Origin of the sequence: Staphylococcus sp. GDY8P196P, from assembly GCF_017891705.1 — a bacterium.
GTDB lineage: Bacteria > Bacillota > Bacilli > Staphylococcales > Staphylococcaceae > Staphylococcus > Staphylococcus ureilyticus.
Genome location: NZ_JAESJS010000008.1, coordinates 41,058 through 58,493, shown reverse-complemented (window position 1 = coordinate 58,493; position 17,436 = coordinate 41,058). Strand labels below are relative to the sequence as shown.

The 17,436-nt window shown below is 31.4% G+C and carries 17 protein-coding genes; 11 read left to right on the top strand and 6 right to left on the bottom strand.

The features are described 5' to 3' along the window. Nucleotides 1-60 precede the first annotated feature (60 nt). The 3 genes from KA814_RS03220 to KA814_RS03210 form a co-directional block, all read right to left on the bottom strand. Nucleotides 61-1,575 carry a peptide MFS transporter gene (locus KA814_RS03220; RefSeq protein WP_064209518.1) on the bottom strand — a complete coding sequence of 505 codons (1,515 nt, stop codon included), beginning with the start codon at nt 1,573-1,575 and terminating at the stop codon, nt 61-63. Nucleotides 1,576-1,756: 181 nt separating this feature from the next. Further along, on the bottom strand, nt 1,757-2,257 hold the full coding sequence (gene queF / locus KA814_RS03215; protein WP_046207405.1) for a preQ(1) synthase: 501 nt from the start codon (nt 2,255-2,257) through the stop codon (nt 1,757-1,759). 13 nt (nt 2,258-2,270) lie between these two features. Continuing rightward, entirely contained in the window at nt 2,271-3,158 is an 888-nt protein-coding gene (locus KA814_RS03210; RefSeq protein ID WP_046207406.1) for a DMT family transporter, read from the bottom strand. A gap of 710 nt (nt 3,159-3,868) precedes the next feature. Between KA814_RS03210 and nrdI the strand changes: the two genes are divergently transcribed. The 8 genes from nrdI (at nt 3,869) to KA814_RS03170 (ending at nt 12,464) form a co-directional block, all read left to right on the top strand. Continuing rightward, complete coding sequence (gene nrdI / locus KA814_RS03205; protein ID WP_064209517.1) at nt 3,869-4,267, top strand: class Ib ribonucleoside-diphosphate reductase assembly flavoprotein NrdI; 399 nt, start codon at nt 3,869-3,871, stop codon at nt 4,265-4,267. Next, on the top strand, nt 4,230-6,335 hold the full coding sequence (gene nrdE / locus KA814_RS03200) for a class 1b ribonucleoside-diphosphate reductase subunit alpha (RefSeq protein ID WP_046207408.1): 2,106 nt from the start codon (nt 4,230-4,232) through the stop codon (nt 6,333-6,335). The genes nrdI and nrdE overlap by 38 nt, the downstream gene beginning before the upstream one ends. A 238-nt stretch (nt 6,336-6,573) precedes the next feature. Further along, entirely contained in the window at nt 6,574-7,542 is a 969-nt protein-coding gene (gene nrdF, locus KA814_RS03195) for a class 1b ribonucleoside-diphosphate reductase subunit beta (RefSeq protein ID WP_019469517.1), read from the top strand. 465 nt (nt 7,543-8,007) lie between these two features. After that, nucleotides 8,008-8,976 (top strand): ABC transporter permease, encoded by a 969-nt coding sequence (locus tag KA814_RS03190; protein WP_046207409.1) that lies wholly within the window; start codon nt 8,008-8,010, stop codon nt 8,974-8,976. Next, nucleotides 8,966-9,925, top strand: a complete 960-nt coding sequence (locus KA814_RS03185; RefSeq protein ID WP_064209516.1) for an iron chelate uptake ABC transporter family permease subunit — start codon at nt 8,966-8,968, stop codon at nt 9,923-9,925. The genes KA814_RS03190 and KA814_RS03185 overlap by 11 nt, the downstream gene beginning before the upstream one ends. Further along, entirely contained in the window at nt 9,922-10,722 is an 801-nt protein-coding gene (locus KA814_RS03180; RefSeq protein ID WP_064209515.1) for an iron ABC transporter ATP-binding protein, read from the top strand. Before KA814_RS03185 ends, KA814_RS03180 begins: the two co-directional genes overlap by 4 nt. Nucleotides 10,723-10,828: 106 nt before the next feature. Continuing rightward, nucleotides 10,829-11,878 carry a ferrated catecholamine ABC transporter substrate-binding lipoprotein SstD gene (locus KA814_RS03175; protein WP_046207412.1) on the top strand — a complete coding sequence of 350 codons (1,050 nt, stop codon included), beginning with the start codon at nt 10,829-10,831 and terminating at the stop codon, nt 11,876-11,878. 256 nt (nt 11,879-12,134) lie between these two features. Continuing rightward, on the top strand, nt 12,135-12,464 hold the full coding sequence (locus KA814_RS03170; protein ID WP_046207413.1) for a PH domain-containing protein: 330 nt from the start codon (nt 12,135-12,137) through the stop codon (nt 12,462-12,464). Between the two features lie 128 nt (nt 12,465-12,592). Here the strand turns inward: KA814_RS03170 and KA814_RS03165 are convergent, their stop codons facing one another. The 3 genes from KA814_RS03165 to KA814_RS03155 form a co-directional block, all read right to left on the bottom strand. After that, nucleotides 12,593-12,907, bottom strand: a complete 315-nt coding sequence (locus KA814_RS03165; RefSeq protein WP_046207414.1) for a CHY zinc finger protein — start codon at nt 12,905-12,907, stop codon at nt 12,593-12,595. A gap of 12 nt (nt 12,908-12,919) precedes the next feature. Further along, nucleotides 12,920-13,843: a UDP-N-acetylmuramate dehydrogenase gene (murB, locus tag KA814_RS03160; RefSeq protein ID WP_064209514.1), complete on the bottom strand. Its 924-nt coding sequence runs from the start codon at nt 13,841-13,843 to the stop codon at nt 12,920-12,922. A gap of 124 nt (nt 13,844-13,967) precedes the next feature. Then, the gene (locus tag KA814_RS03155) at nt 13,968-14,510 is read right to left on the bottom strand and encodes a GrpB family protein (protein WP_064209513.1); all 543 of its coding nucleotides are present in this window, start codon (nt 14,508-14,510) and stop codon (nt 13,968-13,970) included. Between the two features lie 127 nt (nt 14,511-14,637). Here KA814_RS03155 and KA814_RS03150 point away from each other — a divergent pair, with 127 nt between their 5' ends. From KA814_RS03150 to KA814_RS03140, 3 genes are all read left to right on the top strand, one after another. Beyond that, nucleotides 14,638-15,525: an EMYY motif lipoprotein gene (locus KA814_RS03150; RefSeq protein ID WP_046207417.1), complete on the top strand. Its 888-nt coding sequence runs from the start codon at nt 14,638-14,640 to the stop codon at nt 15,523-15,525. A 153-nt stretch (nt 15,526-15,678) separates the two neighbouring features. Continuing rightward, nucleotides 15,679-15,999, top strand: coding sequence for a bacillithiol system redox-active protein YtxJ (gene ytxJ / locus KA814_RS03145; protein ID WP_019469507.1), 321 nt, complete (start codon nt 15,679-15,681; stop codon nt 15,997-15,999). Between the two features lie 235 nt (nt 16,000-16,234). Then, nucleotides 16,235-17,359: a glycerate kinase gene (locus KA814_RS03140; RefSeq protein ID WP_064209511.1), complete on the top strand. Its 1,125-nt coding sequence runs from the start codon at nt 16,235-16,237 to the stop codon at nt 17,357-17,359. Nucleotides 17,360-17,436 lie beyond the last annotated feature (77 nt).

Below are 17,436 nucleotides of genomic sequence, written 5' to 3'. Positions count from 1 at the left end.
TAGAAACCTTTGAAATCAGATTTCTATATTGCTCACTTAGAAATATCATAATTTAAGCAATTAATATACACCTTTCATCGCACGTTTTACTTTTGGTGAAATGATTAAGAGTATAACCCCAATAACGACTGCTACTAATCCTGAGTACATGAAGTAATCGCTTTGATTCATTTTTGTATATACAACAACAAGTTGGGCATTAAGACCCTGTGCAGTTGCGTTACTTAACATCCATAAACTCATCATACGTGCAGTAAATGTCAGTGGTGCAAGTTTTGTAGTTGTTGATAAACCAACAGGTGATATACACAATTCACCAATTGATATTAATAAGAAGCTTAGTACAAGCCATAGAGGATTAATCAACTCATTTCCTGATGCTAACGGAATAATCATCACTAAATATGAAAGGCCTGCAATGATAGCCCCAAAAGCAAATTTATGAACTGTTGGTGGATTATGTTTTCCTAGTTTCATCCATAAAGTTGCAAATACTGGTGCAAGTATCACAATGAATACTGGATTTAATGATTGTGCCCAAGAAGCAGGAATTGAAAAATCTATTAAACCATTGGTTAATGTTTTCATTTCTAATTGAGTTTTTGTATCTGCAAACGTCGCAAGTATCGTTGAACCTTGCTCTTGAATCATCCAAAATGCCACAGATGTGATATATAAAGGTACGTAACTGTATACTCGTGAACGTTCATCTTTTGTAACATCTTTGCTCACAATCATATTAATAAATATGTATATAGGTAGTACGATTCCTAAAATTGTGATTAAAAGACTAAAGTTTCCTAATGTAAGTGCATTATTTAAATGTAAAATAAATAAATAGATTAAAAATAAAACAATGACGCCAACAGTGATTAAAGTGAATTTTTTGATTTCTGGTTTTGTTAATGGATTTGGCACATTACGACCTGCAAGGCCAAGATATTTTTTACGTTTTAAAATATAAACGACTAATCCACAGAACATACCGATTGCTGCTGCTAAGAAACCTGCGTGGAAACTGATTCTTGTTTGTAGATAGCCTGTAAGTAGTGGTGCAAATATACTACCTAAATTAATTCCCATATAGAATAACGTAAAAGCTGCATCTCTTCTAACATCGTTACGTTCGTATAATTCTCCTACAGTTGTAGAAATATTTGGTTTTAATAACCCTGTACCAGCGATAATAACACCAAGTGCAATTAGTACAAGTGTTAAATTGTTTGGTAACGAAAGTAAAATATGTCCAATCATAATGAGGAATCCACCATAGAAAACTGCATCTTGTGTACCAGTGATTCTATCTGCAATCCATCCTCCGATGATACCTGACATATAAATTAAAGTACCGTAGATTGCGACAATTTGCATGGCAACACTTTGCGGCAATCCAAAGCCTCCATCAGCCACGGCATAATATAAGTAAAAAATTAAAATGGCTTTCATACCATAATAACTGAATCTCTCCCAAAATTCAGTGAAGAATAAAGTGCTTAGTCCTTTTGGATGCCCAAAGAAACCTTTGTTTGGGATGTCTTTCATAATTTCTTCATGCGTATAATTCGATCTTTTCATAATTTCCCTCCCCTTTAACGGTTGGATATATTTTATACTGTATCTCATAATTTAACAAGTATGAATTGATTTAATATAAAATACATTCAAAAATACAAAAATAAAATATTTTAATAAAAAAGCTGTTAAGCCTTTATCGAACGAGACTTAACAACTTTTGGTTTTTGTTTATCCTATTGTATTAACGATTATCTATTTTTTCTGGATAGAGATCATGATTCATTAAACGATGTTCTGCCATTTTTTCATATTTACTGTCAGGGCGACCATAGTTTGTATAAGGATCAATAGATATACCACCACGAGGTGTGAATTTGCCCCAAACTTCTATATAATGTGGATCCATTAAGTCGATGAGATCATTCATAATAATATTCATACAGTCCTCATGAAAATCGCCATGATTTCTAAAGCTAAATAAATACAATTTTAATGATTTAGATTCTACCATTTTAATATTTGGAATATACGAAATATAAATAGTAGCAAAATCAGGTTGACCCGTAATAGGGCATAAAGATGTAAACTCAGGACAATTAAATTTAACAAAATAATCACGGCCCGGGTGTTTATTATCAAATGATTCTAATACATCTGGTCGATAATCAAAATCATATTTATTATTTTGGTTTCCTAGTAAAGTAATATCTTTTAAATCTTCATGTTTACGTCCTTCAGACATCGTAATTGCTCCTTTAATATTTAGATTTTTGTTCCTTTTTCTGAACGGTTAACGGTTGGCGTCTTGCTTTTTCAAACATATAATAGCTTGCACCAATAATAATGATATAACCTAGAATTGCATAGAAATCTGGTGACTCACCAAATAAAATAAAACCAAATAGCGCGGTGAATATAATAGATGCGTACGTAAATATTGAAATATCTTTAGCTGGGGCAAAACTATAGGCTAAGGTAATACCTATTTGACCAGCAGCCGCAGCTAAGCCAGCACCGATTAAATAAACAACTTGCATGACAGACATTGGTTCGAATGTAAATATCGTAAATGGAATGAGTGCTATTATAGAGAAGAAAGAAAAATAAAAAACAATCGTATATGGTGCCTCTTTACTACTTAATGCTCTAACACAAGTATAGGCACTTGCCGCGAAGATACCTGATAGTAATCCGCCAATCGCTGGAATCATAGAAGAAGAAAACTCAGGTTTCACAACGAATAACATACCAAAAATGGCTACGATCATAGCAATAAATTGGTAATTGCGTACTTTTTCGTTTAAGAAAATCAAACTAAGTAGTATCGTCCAAAAAGGATTTAATTTCATTAATGTATCTGCGTCACTAAGAATCATATGGTCGATGGCATATATATTTAATAATACGCCAATTAAGCCAAGCGCAGAACGAGATATTAATAAAGGCTGGCTACTCAATTTACCAAAAAGTGGTTGTTTGTACTTAAATATAAAATACAAAGGAATAAACATTGCCACTAGGTTTCTTGCCAATGATTTTTGAAAGACAGGGAGATCTCCAGCTAATCTAAAAAAAACAGACATAAAGCTAAAACCAACTGCAGAAATTAGAATAGCAATAATACCTTTTATTTTTGGATTCACATATATCGCCTCAATTTTAAAATTTTAACGTATCTATATTAGCATAGTTAATTAGAAAATGTATATATGCTTGAATTTAAAAGGGAAATATATTAAAGTATAAATACGAACAAACGTTCTGTTTATGTAGTGTTTCATTAAGAAATTTTAAAAGTAATTAAGTATAGCAATTAGTTCTAAAATATAATATATGAAGCGCAATATATAAGGCCTATGGCTAGATAATCCAGATATATCAAGCTTTAAAGAGAAATTAAAAAAAGCAAGCATTGAGCCTCTAAAAGTCGAAAAAATATTTTTTAAAAATTTAAAATTGAGTTTAAGGTTGAATTGGTGCCATTTTCATACTGTTTTCATTGTTTTGACATAAATTAAAGACTTTTAATAAGGCGATGAGTTATGTATAATGAAACACATAATATAGTATTAATGGCCAGGACGAAACACTATATATTGTGTTTTGATACGTGGTCAATTTATTTATAATAAATCAAATTTTAAGTAAAATCACACAGTTTCAGGCTTTAAATAATGACAAATAAGGCATTAATACTTAAATGTTGAGTTTTTACATACCTACTTATAGAATTACAAGTTACTATATATAGTGGTTATTTCAATCATTTAATACATTCAAAAACAACACCTCGAAAGCCTTACAATTTTTGATTTTCCAACTTACGTATTTCTATTAGAAAGAAGGTGAGCCAATGAAAGTGGTATATTTTTCGTTTTCCGGCAATGTGCGCAGATTTATAAAAAAAACCGAACTGACAAATGTTATGGAAATCACGCAAAAAAATTGTTCAGAGAGAATTGAGGAGCCATTCGTTTTGGTCACTGGGACAATAGGATTTGGTGAGGTACCCCAACCAGTTCAAGCGTTTTTAGAAGTAAATGATGATTTATTAAAAGCTGTTGCAGCTAGCGGAAACCGTAATTGGGGACAAAATTTCGCAAAAGCTGGACGATCAATTTCGGAACGTTACCAAGTTCCATTATTATTGAAGTTTGAAGTACAGGGCACTGCAGATGATATAGATGAATTTAAAGATAAGGTGGGAAATTTCAATGAAGATTATGGACGAGAAGAAATACAATCATATTGAATTAAACAATGAGGTTACAAAAAGAAAAGATAATGGTTTCTTTAATTTGGAAAAGGATCAAGAAGCACTAGCAGTTTATTTAGAAGAGATTCAAGATAAGACAATCTATTTTGATACTGAAATTGAACGCTTACATTATCTCGTGGATAACGATTTTTATTTTGACGTTTTTGAAAAATATTCAGAAGCGGATTTACAAGAAATTACAGATTATGCTAAAAGTATTGACTTTCGTTTTGCCAGTTATATGTCAGCAAGTAAATTCTTTAAAGACTATGCGTTGAAGACAAACGATAAAACACAGTTCTTAGAAGATTATAAGCAACATGTTGTGATTGTTGCACTATATCTAGCAAATGGTCATAAACCGACAGCTAGACAACTTATCTCAGCTATGATTGAACAACGTTATCAACCAGCAACGCCAACGTTTTTAAATGCTGGGCGTGCGCGTCGTGGTGAGCTTGTGTCATGTTTCTTACTAGAAGTAGACGACAGTTTAAATTCAATCAATTTTATAGATTCTACAGCGAAACAGTTAAGTAAAATTGGTGGCGGTGTTGCTATCAACTTATCTAAATTGCGTGCTAGAGGAGAAGCGATTAAAGGTATTAAAGGCGTGGCAAAAGGTGTATTACCTGTTGCTAAATCTCTTGAAGGTGGATTTAGCTATGCTGACCAATTAGGACAACGTCCTGGGGCTGGTGCTGTGTACTTAAATATTTTTCATTATGATGTAGAAGAATTTTTAGATACTAAAAAAGTTAACGCGGATGAAGATTTACGATTATCAACTATTTCTACTGGTTTAATTGTACCTTCAAAATTCTTTGAACTGGCAAAAGAAGGTAAAGACTTTTATATGTTCGCACCACATACAGTTTATAATGAATATGGTGTAACGTTAGATGACATTAATTTAGATGAATACTACGAAAGTTTAGTAGCCAATCCAAATGTTGATAAAAAGAAAAAAGATGCTCGTGAAATGCTAAATATGATTGCACAAACACAACTGCAATCTGGTTATCCTTATCTAATGTTTAAAGATAATGCGAATAAAGTACATCCTAACTCTAATATTGGTCAAATTAAAATGAGTAACTTATGTACAGAAATCTTCCAATTACAAGAAACGTCTATTATTAACGATTATGGTATCGAAGACGAAATAAAACGTGATATATCTTGTAACTTAGGATCTTTAAATATTGTTAATGTTATGGAATCTGGAAAATTTAAAGATTCAGTGCACACAGGCATGGATGCATTGACAGTGGTCAGTGATGAAGCAAATATACAAAATGCGCCAGGTGTTAGAAAAGCTAATAGTGAATTACATTCAGTTGGATTAGGCGTTATGAATCTACATGGTTATCTAGCTAAAAATAAAATTGGTTATGAATCTGAAGAAGCAAAAGATTTTGCTAACATATTCTTTATGATGATGAACTATTATTCAATTGAAAGATCTATGGAAATTGCAAAAGATAGACAAGAAACATTTAAAGACTTTGATAAATCAGATTATGCGAATGGGAAATATTTTGAGTTTTACACTTCGCAAACGTTTGCACCAAAATATGAAAAAGTACGTAAATTATTTGAAGGTTTAGAAATTCCTACACCGGAAGATTGGAAAGCATTACAAAAAGAAGTTGAAACTCACGGCTTATTCCACGCATATCGTTTAGCGATTGCACCAACACAAAGCATTTCTTATGTTCAAAATGCGACAAGTTCAGTTATGCCGATAGTTGACCAAATTGAGCGTCGTACTTACGGTAATGCAGAAACGTTTTATCCAATGCCATTCTTATCACCAGAAACAATGTGGTATTACAAATCTGCATTCAATACTGATCAAATGAAATTAATCGATTTAATTGCTACGATCCAAACACATGTTGATCAAGGTATTTCTACAATTCTTTATGTAAACTCAGAGATATCAACACGTGAATTATCTAGATTATATGTTTATGCACATCATAAAGGGTTGAAATCTTTATATTACACTAGAAATAAATTATTAAGTGTTGAAGAATGTACGAGTTGTGCAATATAAAACGAGGCTATCTAATTTAATGAACAAGGAAATATGAATCTTGAAATATCGCATATGTTTTAAAAACAAAAAGGTAATGCATTAAGTGAACATGATTTAAATTAAAGTGTATCAACATTATAGAAATAGAGTCACTTATGCAGAGGGATAGTAAATCTAAAGATATATTTAGATTTCTGTCCCACTTTCTGTGTTTTATAATTCAAATAAATATTTACTAGATAGGGGAATTATCTAAATGAAAGCAGTCAATTGGAATACTCAAGAAGATATGACAAATATGTTTTGGCGACAAAATATTTCGCAAATGTGGGTAGAAACTGAATTTAAAGTTTCAAAAGATATTGCAAGTTGGAAAACATTATCCGATGAAGAAAAAAATGCATTTAAAAAAGCATTAGCAGGTTTAACTGGTCTGGATACACACCAAGCAGATGATGGCATGCCATTAATCATGTTACATACTACAGATTTACGTAAAAAAGCGGTTTATTCCTTTATGGCGATGATGGAACAAATTCATGCTAAAAGTTATTCTCACATCTTTACAACTTTATTACCATCTAGCGAAACAAACTACTTATTAGATAAATGGGTCCTAGAAGAGCCACATTTGAAATTTAAATCGGATAAAATTGTAAATAATTATCATAAATTATGGGGTAAAGAAGCATCGATTTATGATCAATATATCGCACGTGTATCAAGTGTTTTTCTAGAAACATTTTTATTCTATTCTGGTTTCTATTACCCATTATATTTAGCTGGGCAAGGTAAAATGACAACCTCAGGAGAAATCATTCGTAAAATTTTATTAGATGAATCTATTCATGGTGTGTTTACTGGGATGGATGCGCAAAGTTTACGAAATGAATTGTCTGAAAGTGAAAAACAACAAGCAGACCAAGAAATGTATAAACTATTAGATGAATTATATAAAAACGAAGTTTCTTATACACAATCTTTATATGATGACATCGGTTTAACTGAAGATGTGCTTAACTATGTAAGATATAATGGTAACAAAGCATTATCAAACCTTGGATTTGATCCGTACTTTGAAGAGAGAGAATTTAATCCAATTATCGAAAATGCGCTAGATACATCTACAAAAAATCATGATTTCTTCTCTGTTAAAGGCGATGGTTATACATTAGCGCTAAACGTTGAAGCATTACAAGATGAAGATTTTATTTTTGAAGACTAAATTGCGACCATTTCAACTATCATAATAATATAAAATTTAGTGATTGCAGATGTCTGAAATATAAGCAATTTTTAATCACCAAAAAACGTCAGTTTCTATTGAAATTATATAGAAATTGACGTTTTTTTAATTTGTATAAGTTTCGTTCGATGTACTACAATTTACAAATTTTATGCCAATACAACTAATTCGAACACTAATTTTGTCTTACGTAATAGTTAAATGAGTGATTCAAATGAAACGACAAAAATTTCTATAAATACTTGAGCATAAAATGAAAGTACTTGATTAAATGTCTTAGTTTCTAATTTAGATATTTTTGACATAAATGGAGAATTGTTTTGATAATCTCTATTATTGCTATTGAATTTACTTGCAAAGATGATAAAATTTAATTTATAGGTATTGATAATGATTATCACATTCAATACGATATAGCGTTTATGAAAGGATTAATTACTCACTATGAAATTTTTACTAAATGGCGTTGTCTTAGCTATTATTTTATTCTTTTTAACTATCCTTTCTTTATTTATAGGCGTTAGTAAAGTATCGATTACTGATATTTTTCATTTAACGCATGAACAAATAAATATCATCGTGTCTAGTAGGATCCCCAGAACTATAAGTATCTTAATCTCTGGCAGTACTTTAGCGCTTTCTGGACTTATTATGCAGCAGATGATGCAAAATAAATTTGTGAGTCCAACGACAGCAGGGACAATGGAATGGGCCAAGTTAGGTATTTTAATATCAATGATATTTTTTCCACAAGAGAATATTATTATTAAATTAATATTTGCAGTAATATTAAGCATCGGTGGCACATTCTTATTTGTTAAATTAGTACAGTACATACGATTCACAGATGTTATTTTTATTCCACTTTTAGGTATTATGCTTGGTGGTATTGTGTCTAGCTTAGCGACATTTCTTGCTTTAAGAACGAATACTGTACAAAGTGTAGGCAACTGGCTTAACGGAAATTTTGCTATCATTACGAGTGGTAGATATGAAATATTATACTTAAGCATTCCTTTATTAATACTTACATATATATTTGCTAATCATTTCACGATTGCAGGGATGGGGAAAGATTTTAGTAATAACTTAGGCGTTAACTATGAAAAAATAATAAATATTGGTTTATTTATCACTGCAACTATAACAGCGCTTGTAGTTGTTACAGTGGGGACATTACCATTTTTAGGCCTCATTGTTCCGAATATTGTGTCAATTTTTAGAGGTGATCATTTAAAACAAGCATTGCCTCATACAGCAATGTTAGGGGCAGTATTTGTTATGTTTTCTGACATAATTGGTAGGATTATTGTCTATCCATATGAAATAAATATTGGTTTAACAATTGGTGTCTTTGGCACGATTATTTTCTTAATCTTATTGATGAAAGGAAGACATAATTATGCAGATTAGTGCTAAATCAAAGTTAATGATATTAATCGCTATCACTTTATGTGTTGCTTTAATTTATCTTTTCATCGGTATTGATTTCGAAATTTTTAGATACCAGTTTATCAGCCGTTTTAGAAAATTAGTGCTTATGCTATTGGTAGGTGGAGCAATTGCAGCTTCAGTAGTCATTTTTCAGGCAATTACAACAAATCGTTTGTTAACACCATCGATTATGGGACTTGATGCTGTATATATGTTTGTGAAAGTATTGCTAGTATTTGTGTTTGGTGTACAGTCTGCATTTGTTACTAATATATATTTAAGTTTTGCTACTTCACTGTTAGTAATGGTTGTATTTTCACTATTACTATTTCAAGGCATCTTTAGAATTGGTGATGTGTCAATATACTTTATTTTACTCATAGGAGTTATTTTAGGCACTTTCTTCAGAAGTATCACTGGATTTTTAGAACTGATTATTAATCCTGAAGACTTTTTGGCAGTTCAGAGTTCAATGTTTGCCAATTTTGATGCTTCCAATAGTAAATTGGTGATGCTGTGCGGAGTTATATTAATGATATTAATCCTTATTACAGTGATTGCGATACCATATTTAGATGTACTTTTATTAGGCAAAGACCAAGCAATTAATTTAGGTTTATCTTATAAAATGATTACAAGATTATTACTTATACTTGTTGCGATATTAGTATCCATCTCTACTTCATTGGTAGGTCCAATTACATTTTTAGGATTGTTAACAGTTAATCTAGCACACGAATTGATGAAAACCTATGAACATAAATATATATTACCGGCAACGATTTGTTTAAGTTGGTTGAGTTTATTTATTGCACAGAGTGTAGTGGAAAATTTATTTGAAGCGACGACGCAAGTGAGTATCATTATAGACTTAGTAGGTGGAACGTACTTTATCTATCTATTAATTAAAAGGAGACATGCGAATTGATACGTGTTCAAGGATTGACTAAAACGATTCAAGATAAAACGATTTTAAATGACATTAATGTAGAAATCAGTAAAGGGCGTTTAACTTCAATGATAGGTCCAAACGGCGCTGGTAAGAGTACCTTATTATCAGCAGTCACACGCTTGATTGATTTCGATAAAGGAACTATTGAGATTGAGGGGAAAGCTATATCTGAATATAAAAGTAATGAGTTATCTAAAAAATTATCTATTTTGAAACAGGCCAATCATACTGAGTTAAATATTACTGTGGAGCAACTTGTTAATTTTGGAAGATTTCCATATTCGAAAGGACGCTTAAATGAGGCGGATCGAGCGCAAGTTGAGTATGCACTTGAGTTATTGAATCTTAAAGAAATTAGACATCGTTACTTAAAAACATTGTCAGGTGGTCAACGACAACGTGCATACGTAGCTATGACGATAGCACAGGACACAGAGTATATTTTGCTTGATGAACCATTAAATAATTTAGACATGAAACATTCAGTTCAAATTATGAAAACATTACGTCAACTCGCTAAATCCCTCAATAAAACTATTGTTGTTGTCATTCATGATATTAATTTTGCTTCGTGCTATTCAGATGACATCATTGCATTGAAAGATGGAGAAATGGTCAAAGCAAGTACTAAAGATGAAGTTATACAAGAAGATACGCTTAAGACACTATATGATATGGACGTTAAAATTGAAGACATTCGCGGACAACGTATTTGTGTATATTTTGATGAAGAAACAGCAGAGTATGAACTATCGATATTACAATCAGTCTAAAATGAAATGGTTGTTAATGAAGGGAGTGATGCAACTGCAACGTTGTTCATTTTAAAAGGCATATTGAAATGGTGATTAACTTTATTATTCCAGGAGGATTAAACATATGAAGAAATTTGCTTTATTTATGGTTATAGGTTTAATGTTTTTATTAGTAGCATGTAATAATGGAGGTTCAGACGACAAAAAGTCATCTGACACAAAATCAGATAATAATGAATCAAATAAAACAGTTAAGATAGAAAATAATTATAAAGCTAATGGCGAAAAGCGTGATGGCAGTGACGCAAAATCTGTAAAAGAATCAGTTGATGTTCCAGTAAATCCTAAAAATGCAGTTGTCTTTGATTATGGTGCATTAGATACATTAAAAGAGTTAGGACTTGAAGATAAAGTTAAAGCACTTCCTAAAGGTGAAGATGCTAAATCATTACCAGATTTCTTAAGTGAATTTAAAAGTGATAAATATTTAAATACTGGTAGTTTGAAAGAAGTGAATTTTGACAAAGTTGCAGAAGCAAAACCTGAGGTAATATTCATATCTGGACGTACAGCTAACCAAAAAAACTTGGATGAATTTAAAAAAGCAGCACCAGATGCTAAAGTTGTTTACATAGGCGTAGATAATAAAGATGAAGTTAAGTCGCTTAAAGCAAACGCTGAAAAAATAGGTAAAATTTATCAAAAAGAAGATGAAGTTAAGTCTCTTAATAAAAAATTAGACGATAAGATCGCAGGTATAAAAGAAAAAACAAAAGATTTAAAAGATCAAAAAGCGTTATATTTATTAGTAAATGAAGGTGAATTATCAACATTTGGTCCAGGTGAACGTTTTGGTTCTATGATATTTAATACAATGGGCTTTACACCAGCAGATAAAGAAATTAAAGAAAGTAATCATGGACAAAATGTTACAAATGAATATGTTGCAGAAAAAAATCCTGGTATTATTTTTGCGATGGACCGCGGACAAGCTGTAGCAGGTAAATCTACTGCTAAAAAAGCATTGAGCAATGATGTCATCAAAGATGTTGATGCGATTAAACATAATAAAGTATATGAATTGGATCCAAAACTTTGGTACTTCTCAAGTGGTTCAACAACAACTGCAATTAAACAAATTGAAGAAGTTGAGAAAGCAATAGATAAAAAATAGTAATAGGCATAAGTGGGGATTGTCTTAATAACGTATACTAAAAGCAGTGAAAATCACTTTAAACGTGAATTCACTGCTTTTTTAATATGGTATAGTCTTGCTTACCGGTTGTTAATAAATGTGACAGGGATGCGCTTGATTAGTCTCAATTGTTTTTTGTTTGGCTCAGTACTAAAATGACATTGAGCACTTAAGTAATAAATTGAGTTGAAAACTTGTATAATGAATAAAAATAGTAAAAGAAGGTGACATAAAAATGATTTTAGATAATGTGAACCCAAATGATTTATTTCCAACAGAAAAGAAAGGTCCCAGTGTATTGGGTACGATAGAGTATTCTGTACAAGGTTCTACAGAATTTGAAGGTGCGTTTATTGCTACAAACGAACGCATTATTTTAAATGTAGATATGAATGGGGAATTCTATTATAGAAGTATAGGTTATGATGAAGTAGAGAAAATTACATACGAAGACGGTCGCATTCATTTCACATTTAATATTGGACCAATGCCGATGAAAGATATACAAAAAGGTGATGCAGAAGCGTTTGTACAATTTGTAAAGGACAAAATAAACATTCAATAAGAAGATAGTGTTTGAGAGAACGTGCCTTTACTATGTTTAAAATGGATTTACGATATTTGAATATATCAAAGAGCGAGACAGAAATTAGAAAAATAAATTTCTGTCTCGCTCTTATTGTTAAACGCCAATTATATAGAAAAGTACGTGCTGTAATGATATTTACAGCGATTATTAAAATGGGCATCACAGTTTGGACAAGCTTCAATCAACATATATGCATTGATTGTCATTTCATGTTTACATACACCACATAAAATAGCTTTTGTATTAAACGCTTCAGTTTCCCATCTTTGTATTGGATGAGAGGTGTCTTCATTATGACATTTATAACATGGATAATATTTATTACAGCATTTGAATTTAATTGCTATTACATCTAATGGTGTATGGTAGTGTGTACAACGTGTCTCGCTATCTACAGTTGCACCATATATTTTTGGCATCTTATAACACTCCTAACGTTCAATAGGATGCTCACCGATGATTCTAACTTCTGGATGAAGTTCAACATCAAATTTAGCTTTAACTGTTTTTTGTACGTGATGTATTAAATCTTCGTAATCAGTTGCAGTACCTTTATCTACGTTTACCATAAAACCTGCATGTTTCTTTGATACTTCTACGCCACCTATACGATAGCCTTGTAGATTTGAATCTTGTATTAATTTACCAGCAAAATGGCCTGGTGGTCGTTGAAAGACGCTGCCACAAGATGGATATTCTAGTGGCTGTTTTGTTTCCCTTCTTTCAGTCAAATCATCCATTTTCTCTTGGATATCTTGTAGATTGCCAGGCGTTAATGTAAATGCAGCTTCTAATACAACTAAGTGTTCTTTTTGAACGATACTATTACGATAATCTAACTCAAGCTCTTTGTTTGTCAGTGTGATTAAGTCTCCTTTTTCATTAACGCAAAGGGCATAATCGATACAATCTTTGACTTCACCACCATAAGCCCCCGCATTCATAAATACAGCACCGCCAATTGACCCTGGGATACCACAGGCAAACTCTAATCCAGTTAGTGCATTGTCTCGTGCAGTACGTGATACATCAATAATTGCAGCACCACTTCCTGAGATGATTGCATCATCTGAAACATCAATATAATCTAACTGAAGTAAACTGATGACAATGCCTCTAATTCCACCCTCTCGGATAATAATGTTTGAACCATTCCCTAAATATGTGACGGGGATATCGTTTGTGTAAGCAAAATGGACGATAGCTTGTACATGCTCATTTTGCGTTGGAGATAAGTAATAATCTGCTTGACCACCCGTTTCAGTGTATGTATAGCGTTTTAGTGGTTCGTCAACTTTTATAATATCTTTTGGAACTATTGCTTCTAATTCTTTTAAGATGTCATCTTTATGCAATTATAGAACATCCTTTCCTGTTGAATTCATTTATATATTATACCAATGATTTAACTTGTTTGCTAAACAGTGTATCGCTTTATTGAAAACGATTCAGTTTATTTATTCTTTTAATGATTAAACGTTAGTGATGTGTGTTCGATAAATCTTTATTAATTTCACGGAGTAGTTGTTTAAAAAGTAATTGTTTCTGATTTTCGTATTCACGAATTGGCGCTGTATCAGTTGCTAAATTGTACTTTTGTTTTCCGAAGTGAGTTGCTGAAGTTGCATTGATTGTTAAGTAATAATTTGTCTTCAGATAATCATTATAAAGTTGTGAGTCTATTTGAACAATATGTAATCGAGCAATTTGTTTTAAATCAATGAGATTATTAAATTGAGCCATAACTACTTTTTTGTGATATGGATGATGAAGTCTATAAAAACCTTGATAATTTAGTCTTTTTTCATCTAAAGCAGTGATATCATGTAAATCATCGACCCCTACTAATACATCTAAAATAGGTTCAGTAGGGTAGTTGAAGTGGCTAGTCCCTCCAATATGATGTGTTGTTTTTACTGGTGTATCTAAAAGGGTCAATAATTTATGAAGTAGCATCTTATATTGTTTAATAAAAGTTTGCTGAACATCTTCTTTGATAAAAGGTTGAACATCCGAATACATTGAAATAAATCACTCCTTTAAATGATCAAAATAAATTGTTAAACTATAAATTCTGGAATAATATATCATATATTATTTTCAAGTTAAATAAGTTTCTGTATAATACGTAATGATAAGGAGTGCAGAAATGAAAAAATTAATGTGCTTTGTTTTATTAGTTTGTTTTGCTGTCGTAATTGTTGCTTGCGGACATGAAGGTGCCAACGAATTTAAAGATTTCGATAGCACTTTAAATGATGTAAAGCAAAAAGAAAAGGCGTTCAATAAAGAAATGGATTCTATTGATTTAGAAAACATTAATGATTTAAGTAAAACAGATATGACTGATAAAAACAAAAAAGAATTTAATCAATTGCAAAACAATTTGAATAGCAGGTTAACACCTAAATTTGAAGCATATGAGAAAGCTACAAAAAATCTGCCAGCACAGTCCGAAGAAACGAAGGAATTAAAATCTAAATATTTGACATCAATCAAAAAGAAAAAAGCTGCGATTGATGAACTTAAAACATTTGTTGATTTATACAATCAGTCAGTTAAAGCAAATGAAGATATTTTAGATTATACAAAACTTTTTGAAAAAAATAGATCACAAGTAGAAGAAAATATGAAAAAAGCTAATAATGCAGGTGAAAGTGTTAAAGGCTTTAAAGAGAAATTAGAACAAAATAATAAAGATTTAAAAAATACAGCGGAAAAAGAATCAAATGCTAGAAGTGCTAAATCAGAGCAACAAGCCATTGAAAATCAAATTATGCCATTAATAAAAAAACAAATTAAAGACTTAAACAAGGCAGAAATTACAGATGGTTATGTGAATGATGCGCGTAAAAATACGATTGAGATGTACTACAGCTTACAAAATTACTATGAAACAAGAGAAGAGACAATTGAAATTGGTGAAGCAATAGCTAAAATAGACATCAATCAATTACCGAAAGAAAGTAAAGATTTAAAACAATATGATAAGGATTTTAATAAAAAGTATGCCGAAATAAAAGGTAAATATCAATAATAAATTATTCAATTAAGTTATGAGATTTGTAATAAACTGTTAACAATAAAAAGGTAATTGTGTATAATTGGAAACAATGATATGTGAATATCATTGGAATTTCACACTTTTAGATACAATGTGGTGTGTTAAATATTTTTAGAGGTGAATAGAATGGCTATAAAGCTGAGTTCGATTGACCAGTTTGAGCAAGTTTTAGAAGAAAATAAATATGTATTTGTGCTGAAGCATAGTGAAACATGTCCTATTTCAGCCAATGCTATTGATCAATTTAACAAATTTTTATATGAAAGAGATATGGATGGTTATTATTTAATCGTACAACAAGAAAGAGCTTTATCAGATTATATAGAAGAAAAAACGAATGTAAAACATGAATCGCCACAAGCATTTTATTTTGTGAAGGGACAAGCGATTTGGAATGCAAGTCACGATCATATTAATGTGAAATCTTTGGCAGGCGCTGAAGAGTAAAAAAATAAATATTTAAAAAAGAAACGCTTGTTAAGCTTTAAGTTATATTAAAAGGTTTAGCAAGCGTTTCTTATAATGTGAAAAATTGTGTTTTGGCATGTATAATATAAAGTTGAATTAGTCATAAATCCACGGGTAATTGAATATTGATAATTTTATCAGGCGTGGTATTCGCGTCAATTTAAAAATAAAGCTATGAAAAATGTAAGGTAATATGAATATTAGAGGTGACAAAATGAAAGTATTAGTAGCGATGGATGAATTTAATGGTATTATATCTAGCTATCAAGCCAATCGGTATGTAGAAGAAGCGGTTGCTAGCCAAATAGAGAAAGCGGATATCGTACAAGTACCGTTGTTTAATGGTCGGCATGAATTGATGGATTCTGTCTTTTTATGGCAATCAGGTACCAAATACAGAGTGGTTGCCCATGATGCAGATATGAATGAAGTAGAAGCAGTTTATGGTATTACAGATAATGGCATGACAATTATTGAAGGCAATCTATTTTTAAAAGGACAACGACCAATTATAGAAAGAACAAGTTATGGTTTAGGTGAAATTATACTTGATGCAATAGAAAATGGTGCTGAACATTTAATTATTTCGTTAGGTGCTATTGGTAGTTTTGACGGTGGTGCTGGTATGCTTCAAGCACTCGGAGCTAAATTTTATGATGACGAAGCGCAAGAAATCGATGTTACGCAAGGCAGTCGTGTACTAAAATATATTAGACGTATAGATGTTTCTCAAGTTAATCCAAAATTGAAAGATATGAGAATTCAACTTATGTCAGATTTTGATAGTAAATTATATGGTAAAAATAGTGAAATTATGCAAACATATGAAAATTACCAAATTTCGCATCAAGAAGCGGCTGAGGTAGATAATTTAATTTGGTATTTAAGTGAGATGTTTAAAGCTGAATTGAAAATTGCACTAGGGCCTATTCAAAGAGGTGGCGCTGGTGGAGGTATAGCTGCAGTGTTAAACGGCTTATATGATGCTGAGATTATGACAAGTCATGAACTAGTGGATCAGATTACACATTTAGAATCATTAATTCAACAAGCAGATTTAATAATATTTGGTGAAGGTGTGAACGAACAAGATCAAATTTTAGAAACGACGACCGTTCGCTTAGCTGAGTTAGCTACAAAATATAATAAACCGTCGATTGCCATTTGTGCTACTGATGATAAATTTGATTTGTTTGAATCGATGGGTGTAACAGCAATGTTTAATACATTTATCGAAATGCCGCAATCCTTTACAGATTTTAAAATGGGCATTCAAATTAGACATTATACGGTTCAAGCGATTAAGTTATTGAAAACACAATTTGATGTTAATCAATAAAACAAGTATGCATCGTTGTCTATAGATGTGCTAGAACGATAAAATTACTAATTAAACATCGGCAAAAGTGCCCTGAA